The following is a 13,993-nucleotide window of genomic DNA, read 5'->3' on the forward strand; positions in this document are numbered from 1 at the left end:
CTTGTTTTTTTGTTGCCAAAAAACCTTATTCGGGACGTGGGAACCCGGGGGTTAAACGATTTAAGAGGAGAGACGAAATGAGAAGAAGAGTAAGTTTTAAAAAAGTTATGTGTTTTCTACTAGTCCTGACATTCAGTTTGCTGCTCGGGTCCGCAATGGCTTCAGCTCGCGGGGTCTATACCACTCAGGATCAAACGCTAGGGGCCAAAGAACCGCTACTAGCTAACATTGCCGGCAATCATATGGTCTGGACAGAGTCTGACGCGGATGGATATTTACAGGTTTTCTATCAGGACATTCGATCCGGTGAGAAAAAGCAAATCACGTCCAACGCTTCGCAGAAGCATTCCCCTCATGTCGGGGAAACCAAAGACGGTGAGGTCTACATCATTTGGACGGATGGCCGGGACTATGCAGCAACACAAACATGGAGCATGTATGGTTATCAATTATCGTCGGGGCACGAGTGGAAGCTGGACGTGCATCCGGAATATTACACAGTACTGAACATGAATGGCTCCGAGTTCGTAGGCAGCGATAATGCAACGTCGAACATCGTTCACTATAATCTTCGAACGAATCAGGAGACCCTGATCGGCAAAGGCCGCATACCTGTTGTGGCTGATGGGAAGGTGCTTTACAAGCATGAAGGGGACGGAGGGCTAAGCCTGACGGTTGTAGCAACGGGACAGACACGTGTGGTGTTGGATCTGCCGTATCATTTGTACGTGTGGGACCTTGCTTTTGACGGTACGTGGGCTTTGTATAAGTCGGCGGATTTGGACCTGAAAACAAAGTATGTCGTGTTGAATACGTCTGATCCTGCAGCCGTTCCTGTTGATCTGACGCCTGCGACAAAGAAGTCCGTTGAGTACTATCAGATGTACATCGGCAACGGCCAGGTTGCTTGGGTACAGGATCAAGGCGGTACCCCGGTTCTTCAAGGGTATAACGTCGCACTGAAAGAAAGTTTCAACATCGCTTCCGGGGATCAAGCGCTGCGTGTAAAGGGGTTCGATCAAGGTGGACTTATTATGAAACAGGCGGATGGCAGCTTGTTCGCCAAAGCGATTACGAGAATCGAAGTGCCCGATGTCGTGGGTGGAGGAACAGCATCGGTTATTACGACAGATGCTATCAAGTCGAACATAGGAACTGCAGGCGGCAAACTTACGATTAAGGATGGTTCGGCAGGTTTGACGATTCCTCCTGGTGCGGTGAGCAAGGACACTGAGATGGAAATCAAACTGAATAGCACCGTGACAGACACTATGGAACAAACAAAGCAAATCTTTATGCGGGTGGTCTCGAAAGCTTGGGATTTGAACCTAGGCGGACCGCTGCTGCAAAAAGGCACGCTCACACTTGCCTTCGATACATCCAAATGGAATGAAGGCCAAGTGCAGAAGATGGTTGTTCACCGTTGGAATGCCTCCTTATCAAGATGGGAGCCTGTCTTTACTCGTCTGAAGAGCGAAACGGAAGGAATTGCAGCCGAGATTACGGAGTCGGGGACGTACGCTTTGTTCGATAGAGATGTCACATTTGCCGACGGAACCGATCACTGGGCATGTACAGCGATTGAAGTCTTGGCTTCAAGAGGCATTGTGGACGGCCTTAGCGATGAGCAGTTCGTGCCGGATGGGGTTCTGACACGAGCCCAATTTACCAAAATGCTGGTGGGAGCTTTGCAGTTAAAGCCGGCGGCCGGGGGTGCTACTTTTAAAGATGTCCCTAGCAGTCACTGGTCACATGATTGGGTGGAAGCAGCAGTTTCAGCCGGGCTGGTTCAGGGGGATGGGCTTGCTTTTAACCCGGACGAAGAGCTTAGTCGGGAGCAAATGATGATTATGCTCGTGAGAGCAGTAGGCGGAGAGCAGCAAGCGCTCGCGATGTCAAATGAAAAATCGGGGGAGCTTCTGGCGTTTACGGATGCCGAAGACGTCAGCAGTTGGGCTTTCAAATATGCGGCGTTGTCTTCGCAGTTAGGCTTGATCGAAGGCGACAACGGATCCCTGCGACCGCAAGCCTCATCTACGCGGGCACAAGCTGCAACTGTAATATACCGCATGTTATGGAATATGAAATAGATCGAAAATTGGGGGAGCTATACAGTGAATTGGAAAATGATCAAGCGATGGGGGAAAAAGGCGGCAAAGCCCGCGGTAAGCGCACTGCTTGCCGTAACGGTTGTTATCTCGGGCATACCGCTTTTTCCGGGGGACGGGATCAAGAAGGCGTCTGCAGCGACGATTAGCGTATCCTCAAATCCGAATGAATTTAATAATGTCTATGGTGGTCAGACGACGATTTCCTGGGGATATCAGGACAGCCCGCATGCCACTTCACTGGAGACGTGTACAGTCTCCCCGATGGTACCGCCGCCTCAGCCGCCGCCACCGGCACCAAATCAACCGCCTTACGATCCGCCAACGCCGTACAATCGGACAACGTTACAATCGATTGCACAGATTCCCAGCAGCGGATTAAAATCATATACCTACCTGTGGAATGGCAATGTGAACGGCGGGACACCTGCGAAAGAAGGCTCGCATACTGTATGTGCCGTGCCGAGTGGAGCTGCGGAGTTCTTTTACTTTACGGATGTGAGAATTAACAATCCTGCTCCACCAGCGCCTGCGTATGTTGAGGTTCCGGCTAACCAGGATCCTATGAAAACAAAGCATGTCATTCGCGGTGTTGCGGAGCGGGGTACGGAGGTGTTTCTGGACATCCAGTACACGGTGCGGAATGATCAAGATTTGCAGGTGCCAGGGGAACATATTACCGCTTCGGTGATTGTCCCTTTTGATGATACGATCGGTAAGAATGACGGGAGTCACTTGACTTGGTCGAAGGGAAAAGACTTCTTGCAATATTTCACGCAGTTTCCACTTCGTGAGGACAATAAACCTGAAAAGTATCTTCGAGAATGGTCGTACGAGCTTGAACTCCATCCCTATGAAATTGCAAATATTAGTACAAGGGTTGAGCGCATACCGAGCAATCCATATTACAACGCCGAGAATGCACAGAAAAATAAGTCAGGCATGTCCCCTGTTGTTAGTTATCTCCGGTATGTCGCTCCAGAATGGAACATTACATGGGATGCACTGGCTGGCTACTACTACAAGACAGAAAGCATGGAGACACTAATAGAAGGTTCTCGTAGAATTGCTGCATATAATGTATCGAAACCTTTTAACGATTCACGGCCTTTAAATGTTTGTTTGGACAATCAAAATTGCCCTGGTGCCATTGCAAAGAATTGGAACATTATCGTTGAAGAGCCCGAGATTGCAGGCCAGATTACGTATAAGGAATTCAGAGACGATTTAAAGCTGGAACAAATCAGTAACCCACGCGGCTTCAACAAACCCGCCTGGTGGGATCCGATCAACTTGGCGACGGGAGACTTTGACTTTAGCCATACCAATATTTCCTTGCAAGCGGCGATGCCAATTGAATTTGGTCTTACCTACCATAGTCGAGATACCTTCGATGGAGCGACTGGTTATGGCTGGCATCACACGTATGAATGGCGTATTGAGCCTCGCGAAGAGGGGAAATTCTATCTCATTACACCAGAGGGTGCAGCCTATTTCTACAAACCGAACGGAAACGGAAACTATGAAACACCAGCAGGCACCTACAACCAAATTACCAAGCAAGCTGACGGCACGTACCTGATGCTGACCCCGCAAGGGTGGAAGTACCTTTTCCGCCAAGACGGGATGCTGTACCAGATTCGGGACACCAATGGCAATCTGACTCAGCTAACCTACCAAGGAAGTTCACTTGTTAAAGTGGAGACAGACGGTGCTAGCCTTACGTTCAACTACGAAAAAGGCGGCAAAATCAAAACCGCCACAGACCATACCGGCCGTGTCGTATCTTATGACTACGACGAGCTAACGCACGATCTTAAGGCAATTCACTTGCCGGACCAAGGGACGATCAGTTTTGTATATGATGACAAACATCAACTCTTGGAAATCACGAACCCGAACCAAACATCAACGCTGAAAAACACCTACGACGCGAATGGGCGCGTCATTGCACAGACCGACTTCTATGGAGCGGCTGGGGAGATCGAGTATTTCCCGGATGAGCGCAGAACCGTAACAACGGACCCATTAGGCCGTGTCAAAACGTTTGAATTCGACGAGCGCTTCCGCCAAACCGCGATTCATTATCCGGACGGGACAGTTGAGCGTTTTGAGTATGACAGCAACGATAATCTAATCAGCCAGACAGATCGCCGTGGCAACGCATGGAGGTATGTGTATGATGCGAACGGTAATTTGCGGCAAACGATTGATCCGTTGAACCACACAACCACGATTAGCTATAACAGCCTTAACAAGCCGGATGCCATGATGGATCAATTGGGGAATACAACAAGCATTGGATACGATGCACGAGGCAATGCCACAACCATCACAAATGCGCTGGGCGAGCTTAGCCGGATTAACCGCGATGAGCACGGCATACCGACCAGTATGGTGAATCCAAAAGGTGAAACCGTTTCGTTAACCAACGTGCAAGGCTTCGTGAAATTCATTACCGACCCGCTGGGCTTTAAACAGGAGCTGCGTCGCGATGGTCTGAATCGCGTTACGAGCATGGTTGACGCCTTAGGGCAGGTTAGCACGATGGAATATGATGCCCGCGACCGCATAACAGCAAGAATCGATGCGCTTCAGCAGCGCGAAGAATTCCAGTATGACAAGGACAGCAATGTTGTCTATCACAAAGATGCTGCAGGGGCGGAGTCCCGTTTTACGTATGAGTTCAACCGCATCAAAACCGTCACAGACGGTCTGTCCCAAACAACGACCTTTACTTATGACGCAGTGGGCAATCTGACGCTCAAAACCCTTCCGAACGGCGCGCAAACCGCCTACCGTTATAACAACGTCAATCGGATGGAAGCGATGATTGTCCAAGAGAAGAACGAGCAAGGACAGGATGTCGACCTTGTCACGAAGTTCCAATACGACGGCAACGGGAATCTGATCTGGAGCCAGGATCCGAAGGGCGGCATTACCGAAATTTCCTATGACGCGCGGAATTTACCGATTCAAATTAAAGATGCGACGGGCGCCATCACAACGTATACGTACGATGCGGCTGGACGTCTGACGCAGGAAGCGAATGCTTTGGGCAATGGCACAACGTACATGTACGATGCTTTAGGGCGTTTGGTCAAAGCCACCGATGCCAAGAACAACGCAACATCGTTCGTCTACGACGTGTCGGGCCGTCTTGTGCAGACGATTAAACCGGGCGGCGCTGTCTGGGAAATGATGTACGATGCCCGCGGTCTCATGGTCGGCACCAAAGATCCGCTCGGCAATACAACGTCCCTCGAAAGGGACGAGCTCGGCCGCGTGAGGGCCTCCTACGATGAAACAGGCGCAGCGACTAGGTACAGCTACAATGCGCTTGGTTACGTGACATCCATTATGGATGCAATGAATCAGAGCACCACGATGCAGTATGATGCACTGGGTCGTGTCACCGGCATTACAGATGCAAAGCAGCAAACAACGAGCTACCAGTACGATCCTGTCGGCCGTCTGACAGCCGTAACGAATGCGTTGCAAGCGACAACGAGCTATGCGTACGATGCCGTAGGCAACATTACGCAGAAATCGGACGCCTTATCGCGCGTGACGAATTACGGGTACAACAACCGTGGTCAGTTGACCTCGGAGATCAACCCGCTGAACCAAGCGACACGGTTAAGCTATGACAACAACGGCAATGTAAATCAGATCCGTTTCCCGGACAACTCGTTGACTTCCTATCAATACGATCCGATGAATCGTGTAAGGGAAATTGCCTATGCTGACGGGCAAAAAGTCAATTACGCCTACGACACGCTCGGCCGTCGCACATCCATGCGCGATGCTACGGGGACGACTTCGTATACGTACGATGAGCTCAATCGGTTGATCTCTGTGACCAACGGCGCCAATCAGACCATTGGTTATGAGTGGACACCGACAGGTCAGCGAAGCAAAGTCATCTATCCGGATCACACGGCGGTTAGCTATCAGTACGATGCGATGGATCGCATGACAAGCGTCACTGATAATAGTGGTATAACGACGAACTATACGTATGACAAGCGCGGTCTTCTGGTGCAAAAGAAACTGCCAACCGATGGCATCAGCACATACCGCTATGATGCGCTTGGTCAGCTGCTGGAGCTGCGCCACGCCAACCAGTTCGGCAAAATCGTGGAACAATTGCAGTACGCGTATGATCCGGTCGGCAACCGTTCGCGTATGGAGCGGCTGGAAGACAGTAATGATGAGGACGACGCGGATGGCGGCGAGCACCCGGATTCCATGATCACCGAGTACGCGTATGATGCGCTGAATCAATTGACGCAGGTCAAGCAGTATAATGACCAGACAGCGGCAACGCCGTCTCTCACGAATTACACGTACGATACGGTCGGCAACCGTCTGACCAAGCAGAGTGCGTGGGATACGTTGTCTAGCCTGGAGACGTATGCTTATGATGGGGCGGACAAGCTGCTGCACTGGCAAAACGGAAGCAACTACAAGGACTTCACGTATGATCCGCGCGGCAACCTGCTTCGCATCATGGGGATTGATGGTGAAGATGATGCGGATGCGTCGTTTGCGAGCCTGCTGAACCCGACTGTATTGAGTCAGGTGTACGGCAGCGGCCCTGTAACCAATAGCGTTTACGGCACCAGCAGCGTGTCTGCGCAGTCTGCTAATCATGGTTCGGCAGAACTTTTGGAGGAATACATCTGGAACTCCGCGAACCGACTGAAGCAGCAGCGTAATCCGAAGGGTGATGTTTCACAATACTTTTACGACGGTGACGGCAACCGGACCAAAATGATCGTCGACGTGGAGCATGGACCGACGGATTACAGTGCTGGCGGAAACGGGCAAGGGAATAGCAATGGAAATGGCAACAATGGTAACGGGAACGGTAATGGTAATGGTAATGGTAATGGTAATGGTAATGGTAATGGAAATGGAAACGGAAATACCAAATGCCATGAAGTGCCGCCGGGCTTTATTCCACCGGGTCTAGCCAAGAAATGCGGCCAAGTAGAAGAGCCATATCCGGACATGCATCCAGGCGGCCCGCGCGAAGGCTGGGAAAAAGAGTTCAAGAAGAAGCATTGGGAGTTCAACTACACCAATGATGTCAGCTTGGCCCTGCCGGAGCCTCTGCAGGTAACGGACAAAGACCAGCTTAGCGGAGCAAACGACTATTATCGTTGGAAAGAAACCTATGCATACGGAGCGGGTGGCGAGCGCATCTCCATGACCTACCTGCCAGCTTACGATGCTAATAACGGTTGGGATCCGCATGACGGCACAGCGGGAGCTGAGCCAGGCGTAGCGCCACGGACACTCTTTTACCTGAATGACGCCCTCGGCAGCGCCCTGAGCTTGATTGAAAAAGACGGCCGTGTCTCCAGCCGCTTCCACTATGATGAGTTTGGTATCCCAACGGATGAGAAGAAATTCGATGTGAACTGGCCGGGACCGGATAACCTTTTCGGCTACACGGGATTAGGCTATGATTACTATAGCGGGCTGTCGAATGCGCGGGCTAGGTATTATAAGCCGGAGCTGGGGCGGTTTATTAGTGAGGATACGTATAAGGGCAGTCCGTGGAGCCCGCAGAGTCAGAATGGGTATGCTTATGTGCATAATAATCCTATGCTGTACATTGATCCAAGTGGAAATATAAGTTGGAGCACGTCATGGAATGTTGCACAAGGTGCAGGAAAATACTTATGGAAGAATGCTAAAGATAATATAAGCGCATTAACAGATTGGGATACCTATGAGGGAATGTGGGAATTCACGAAAGCTTTAGTTGGAGGAGATATTGGATTTGATGATTTAAAGGGTGTGTTAGCGGAGGAATACATTGCACCTTTTGTTCATCTGTATGAGAATTTCAATCGTATATATAACAACAAAGGAACAGAGGAAGAAGACGAGAAATACGGTGAGTATTTCGGGAGAGCGATTCTTGCATTAGCGGACTTTGCAGTGACTGTCACAACTGTGGGAGCAGGGAGCAGTGTACTAACAGCAAAGATCGTGGCTAAAGCACCCAAATTAGCAAAAGTATTAAAAATTGAACAAGCGGTCAATCCTTGTAACTGCTTTACGGCCGGAACGAAGGTTCAAACAGACGAAGGGGAGAAAAACATCGAAGACATCCAAGTCGGAAATAAGGTTCTCTCGAAAGATGAAGCGACTGGTGAAGTAGCTTATAAAGAAGTTACGGCTACATTCAACCATGAGACGGATGAGATTTACAAGATTCATGTGGGCGGACAGACGATAGAATCCACCTTCAACCATCCGTTTTATGTGAAGGGCAAAGGATGGACGTTCGTCAAAGACCTTAAAGTCGGTGACTTGCTTGTTCAGAGCGATGGGAATACACTCAAGATTGATAGCTTCGAATTGGAACACAAGCACGTCACAGTTTACAACATGACAGTAGATGAGTTCCATACCTACTTTGTTAGTGACCTGGGCATTTTGGTTCATAACACTGGTGGTGCTTGCACCCCAATAAATGTGGCTGAATCTAAAATGTATCAACTTGGAGACCACTATAATAAACACGGTAGGGGTATGGGATATGCATCGAAGAAAGAATATGATGCGGCGGCTAAGGAGTTTGCAACGGCAAACCAAAGCAATCCAAATGCATCAATAGTTGAAGGAACATGGAACGGTTCAGGGTCTTTAAATGGAGCAAGACAACGAGCTATAACATTTGACGGTAAAACTGCAGTAATTGATGTCAACACAGGACAAGTAGTGGATTTCTTTGTCGGCACTGAGTATAAAGGTATTAACATTGTTACATTACAATAAGCGAGGAGATGCTAAGTGGGAGAAATAATTCTTAATGGTAAAAGTGTGGGGAAATACCATCTAGGATGGAGTTTAGAAAAGTTAAAGAGTGAACTCGATGAAAGCTGCAATCTAGAGTCACTAGATAATCACTTCACACTCACTTCCAAGAACATGAAATTTTGGGTATTAAGAGATGAGGATATGGTATCTCAAATCATGGTCTTTGGAGAGTATGACGGGAAATTTCTAAATGAAATTGGTATTGGGAGTACAATATTTGATTTAAATAAGTACAGTATTCAATGGGCTAAGGAAGACTATGTATACATCTTGCCCGATTATCCAGGTATCTGTTTTGAACTAGAGGATATAGATGAATGGGATGAAAATGTCGCACCCATTGAATTTATTTCAATTTATCATCCATGATCTTATGACCTTGAGGGCTGCAAACCTCAAGGTCTTTCTTTTACCCCCGCCCAGTGCCGAATGAATCGGGCGGCTACGTCGTAACCCGCTTTATTTAATAATTCATAGCGACTTCTCTCGGAAACTGAATTCATATGATACCAGTCGCCCGTATGTCTCATCGTGATTGGGGTGGAGAATCATTCAAGACTAGAGAGGGCTTATTCGGAGTGAATTGAAAGAAACGAGGAGATGTTGGGTGGCCAACAAATCAATAAGTGTTCCTGCTGATATTAAGGCTTTTCTGGATGGACTTCCAAACGCGAGCAGCTACGTCGTTAATCTGATTAACCGAGATCGCGGGAGCGGAGACGCGAATCTGGAGAATTCGATTCGGAAAGTATTGTAAAGGAAATTGCCTATGCTGACGGGCAAAAAGTCAATTACGCCTACGACACGCTCGGCCGCCGCACATCCATGCGCGATGCTACGGGAACGACTTCGTACATGTACGATGAGCTCAATCGGTTGATCTCCGTGACCAACGGTGCCAATCAGACCATTGGCTATGAGTGGACGCCGACTGGCTAGCGCAGCAAAGTCATCTATCCGGATCACACGGCGGTTAGCTATCAGTACGATGCGATGGATCGCATGACAAGCGTCACCGATAACGGCGGTGTAACGACGAATTATACGTATGATAAGCGCGGTCTTCTGGTGCAAAAGAAACTGCCAACCGAAGGCATCAGCACATACCGCTATGATGCGCTCGGCCAGCTGCTGGAGCTGCGCCACGCCAACCAGTTCGGCAAAATCGTGGAACAATTGCAGTACGCCTACGATCCGGTTGGCAATCGTTCGCGCGTCGAGCGATTGGAAGACAGCAATGATGAGGACGACGCGGACGGCGGCGAGCACCCGGAGTCGATGATCACTGAATATGCGTATGATGCGCCAGTTAACGCAGGTCAAGCAGTATAATGACCAGACAGCGGCAACGCCGTCGTTAACGGATTACACGTATGATACGGTCGGCAACCGTCTGACCAAGCAGAGTGCGTGGGATACGTTAGCGAGCCTTGAGACGTATTCTTATGACGGAGCGGACAAACTGCTGCACTGGCAAAACGGAAGCAACTACAAGGACTTCACGTATGACCCGCGCGGCAACCTGCTTCGCATTATGGGGATTGACGGGGATGATGATGCCGAAGAGTCGGCAGCGAGCTTGCTGAACCCGACTGTGTTGAGTCAGGTGTACGGCAGCGGCCCTGTAACCAATAGCGTATACGGCACCAGCAGCGTGTCTGCGCAATCTGCTAATCGCGGTTCGGCAGAACTTTTGGAGGAATATATCTGGAACTCCGCGAATCGTCTGAAGCAGCAGCGTAATCCGAAGGGTGATGTTTCGCAATACTTCTATGACGGTGACGGCAACCGGACCAAAATGACTGTCGACGTGGCGCATGGACCGACGGATCATAGTGACGGTGGAAACGGGCAAGGGAATAGCAATGGAAATGGAAATAACGGTAATGGCAATGGTAACAATGGCAATAACGGGAATGGAAATGGCAACAATGGTAACGGGAACGGTAATGGTCCAAATAAATGCCATGAAGTGCCGCCAGGTTTCATTCCGCCAGGTCTCGCGAAGAAATGCGGCCAAGTTGAAGAGCCATACCCGGATATGCATCCAGGCGGCCCTCGCGAAGGCTGGGAAAAAGAGTTCAAGAAGAAGCATTGGGAGTTTAACTATACCAATGATGTCAGTTTGGCCCTGCCGGAGCCATTGCAGGTAACGGATAAAGATCAGCTTAGCGGAGCAAACGACTATTATCGCTGGAAAGAAACATATGCGTACGGCGCCGGTGGCGAGCGCATCTCCATGACCTACCTGCCAGCTTACGATGCCAACAACGGCTGGGATCCGCATGACGGCACCGCAGGAGCAGAACCAGGCGTTGCGCCACGTACGCTCTTTTACCTAAATGACGCGCTGGGTAGCCCCCTGAGTTTGATCGAGAAGGATGGTCGCGTCTCCAGCCGCTTCCACTACGATGAATTCGGCATCCCAACGGATGCGAAGAAATTCGATGTGAACTGGCCGGGACCGGATAGCCTTTTCGGGTATACGGGATTGGGGTATGATTACTATAGCGGTCTGAGTTATGCGCGGGCTAGGTATTATAAGCCGGAGCTCGGGCGGTTTGTTAGTGAGGATACGTATAAGGGTCAGATTGATAATCCGCTTAGTTTGAATTTGTATACGTATGTAGCAAATAATCCCCTGACCAGAATTGATCCAAGTGGACATGACTGGTTAGATAAATTGTCTGGTGGGCTAGATTCAGTTGCTGATGCGATTACATTTGGTGGATACAGTCAAGTAATAAATTACTTAGCTGGCGAGAATGAAACTGAAGATTACCAATCTGGTTATGAGCAATCTATGCAATTAATAGATGATGCCTCCAATGCGTTACCTCCTGCAGATGCGGTTCTACTTGATTCTTATCTTTCAGCAGTAAGGCTTATGACTGTTGAGAGTAGGGTTGCTCGGACTGGTGGAAGAGTAATATCAATAACAGAATGGGAAAGAAGAGAGAAGGTTACCCTTGAATTGTATTCAAAGTTTCGTGCTTCTAACGATAGCGTAAAGACCATCGCAAATAATGTTGGTATGGAAGAGTCGAAGATTCAAATCATTAAAGATCATTTATTTCATAACGATATTAAATTTGCAGATGGAAGGGTGGAACCATTTGCACGCGATTACCCAATTGCTATAGCCTGGGAACGACTTGGAAATGCAACATATAATTCGAATGATTTATTGCTTTTAGAGCATGAATATTTTGAGGCGACCCACATGTCGCAATTCGGGTCAAATTATGAGACTGCACATGAGGCTGCAAATGCATTGTATAATTGGCAACAGGCAATTAAAGGTTTATACGATTAATAGGGGTGAGGTACTTGGCAACTTATGTAGTCTTAATAAAAAAGTTTGAAGATGAAACAAGAGTAGTGTACAAATTTGGTCCGAGTGAGGAAAACCTAGGAGAAATTGAATTTAATAAGAAGACAGAGGACTTTACTGAATTGGTTGGCGTAACAAGGGACCCCCAGGGGCATGATTTTATGCGAGCAGTGTCAGCACTGGTTAAATGTTACCGAAGCGGTGAGGGCTTCCCAGACAGAACCTTTTTTGCATCGTAAGAGTGGGCCAACCAGAGACATGTCCGCAGGAGGCTTCATGCCAAACTGCTGCAACTACCGTTTGCTAGATTTATTTCGATGGTTACACTTTTTTCTAGACAGTCTTCGCTTTAACTTCAGCCACCATACGACAAACCATCGTATTGGTGGTTTTCTTTTTATCTACCGCTGTGTTAAAAGTCGGTGAAATCGAAGAAGTATATTACTCCCCTGGTAGAGCAGACTACTACATGGGTGACTATGGAGACGGTACGCAATATCAGCATAGTTTTCCTAATGCTGCTGTCGTCATAAAAAAAGGCAAAGATGCTGGTGATAAATTTCTTCCTGCTGATGAATTGTTTAATAAATACAACATCAAACTGATAAGTTGGGAGCCTAGCCCGCCGATCAAAAATACTTTTAAATGATAAAGCCTAACCACCTTGCGACTAACCATCGTAGGGTGGTTTTTTTTAACCGCCGCTGAATAGCTAACAATATAAATAACCACTTAGCCGCTGGACATTAACCTTTATTTATTGCGTTTTAGGATAGTAGACATTGTAAGCCAGTGAAAACTTTTTGTTTTCTGGATGGATTTTGTGTTTGCTTGCCGTTTTTATGTGCGCGGATTGGTTTTATAAGATGCGTGAAAATAAACACTCGATAGATGAGGATCCCAATGCTACTGTAAAGGAGGTATATCAGCAAGCAGGGAAGATGATGGACGTTTTGGATTGTCAGGTATTAAAATTGTACCTTATGGAGGCGAATAGATTGCTCGAAAGGATACGAGATTTACAGAGAAAGATGGAGCAAATAACTGGCGTCACTATTCGGAGCTTGAATATTAGTCCTGTAGTTGATAGGGATATTATTAAAAAAATTGAGCAAGAGATTCCGATCGAAGTACCCCATCAGCTAAAAGAGTTTTATTTGCGTCATGCTTCATCAGTAGACTTTAGGTGGAGCGCAGAACCATCTGTGTTTGGTGTGGATTGTAAACGAGGAGAATTAAATGTTTTACCTCCGATGATGGTACTAAATGTGTATCGTGATATGATGGAAATTGTTAATGAAGGAAGAACTAACCAAAGAGAATTTAATGAGAATGCAGGGGTGAGGGCTTTAGTCAATGATTGGCCGTATTGGCTTCCGTTTTGCTCTTTTGCAAACGGAGATGCCTTCTGTATTGATGCAAGAAATCAGAAAATTGTGTTCCTTGAACATGATGTTATGGACGGTGGTCCATACATCCACGGAACAAAGATAGCAGAAAATATTTATGAACTACTTGAAAGATGGATTCAGATAGCGTTTGTAGATGTATATGATTGGAGTAAGGTAGTAGACGATGAAGGAATTAATTTATCTAATCCACTCCTCGAACCTCTGCTGCAAAAAATTAAGTAACCTGGAAAACCACAAGCGAGACAAAATTCGACCATAACCCTCGCTTGGTGGTTTTCTTTTATCCGCCACAGCATCAC

At 47.9% G+C, this 13,993-nt stretch carries 9 protein-coding genes; all 9 read left to right on the plus strand.

Annotated elements, in window-relative coordinates:
• The first annotated feature begins 77 nt into the window (after positions 1-77).
• The 9 genes from ABE504_RS21410 to ABE504_RS21450 all read left to right on the plus strand — a co-directional run bounded on the left by ABE504_RS21410 (position 78) and on the right by ABE504_RS21450 (position 13,916).
• Positions 78-2,090 (plus strand): S-layer homology domain-containing protein, encoded by a 2,013-nt coding sequence (locus tag ABE504_RS21410; protein WP_430092445.1) that lies wholly within the window; start codon positions 78-80, stop codon positions 2,088-2,090.
• Positions 2,091-2,114: 24 nt separating this feature from the next.
• Positions 2,115-8,906, plus strand: a complete 6,792-nt coding sequence (locus ABE504_RS21415; RefSeq protein WP_430092446.1) for a polymorphic toxin-type HINT domain-containing protein — start codon at positions 2,115-2,117, stop codon at positions 8,904-8,906.
• 15 nt (positions 8,907-8,921) lie between these two features.
• A complete protein-coding gene (locus ABE504_RS21420; protein ID WP_430092448.1) occupies positions 8,922-9,317 on the plus strand; it encodes a hypothetical protein in 396 nt (131 codons plus the stop codon).
• Between the two features lie 238 nt (positions 9,318-9,555).
• On the plus strand, positions 9,556-9,705 hold the full coding sequence (locus ABE504_RS21425; RefSeq protein WP_430092449.1) for a hypothetical protein: 150 nt from the start codon (positions 9,556-9,558) through the stop codon (positions 9,703-9,705).
• A 236-nt stretch (positions 9,706-9,941) separates the two neighbouring features.
• Complete coding sequence (locus ABE504_RS21430; RefSeq protein ID WP_430092451.1) at positions 9,942-10,280, plus strand: hypothetical protein; 339 nt, start codon at positions 9,942-9,944, stop codon at positions 10,278-10,280.
• Positions 10,240-12,264, plus strand: a complete 2,025-nt coding sequence (locus ABE504_RS21435; protein WP_430092453.1) for an RHS repeat-associated core domain-containing protein — start codon at positions 10,240-10,242, stop codon at positions 12,262-12,264. The genes ABE504_RS21430 and ABE504_RS21435 overlap by 41 nt, the downstream gene beginning before the upstream one ends.
• A gap of 14 nt (positions 12,265-12,278) precedes the next feature.
• Complete coding sequence (locus tag ABE504_RS21440; protein ID WP_430092455.1) at positions 12,279-12,521, plus strand: hypothetical protein; 243 nt, start codon at positions 12,279-12,281, stop codon at positions 12,519-12,521.
• Positions 12,522-12,751: 230 nt separating this feature from the next.
• Entirely contained in the window at positions 12,752-12,931 is a 180-nt protein-coding gene (locus ABE504_RS21445; RefSeq protein WP_430092457.1) for a hypothetical protein, read from the plus strand.
• A 217-nt stretch (positions 12,932-13,148) separates the two neighbouring features.
• Positions 13,149-13,916: an SMI1/KNR4 family protein gene (locus ABE504_RS21450; RefSeq protein ID WP_430092459.1), complete on the plus strand. Its 768-nt coding sequence runs from the start codon at positions 13,149-13,151 to the stop codon at positions 13,914-13,916.
• Positions 13,917-13,993: the final 77 nt, after the last annotated feature.

Origin of the sequence: Paenibacillus oryzisoli (assembly GCF_050467285.1) — a bacterium.
In the GTDB taxonomy this organism is placed as follows: Bacteria; Bacillota; Bacilli; order Paenibacillales; family NBRC-103111; genus Paenibacillus_E; species Paenibacillus_E oryzisoli_A.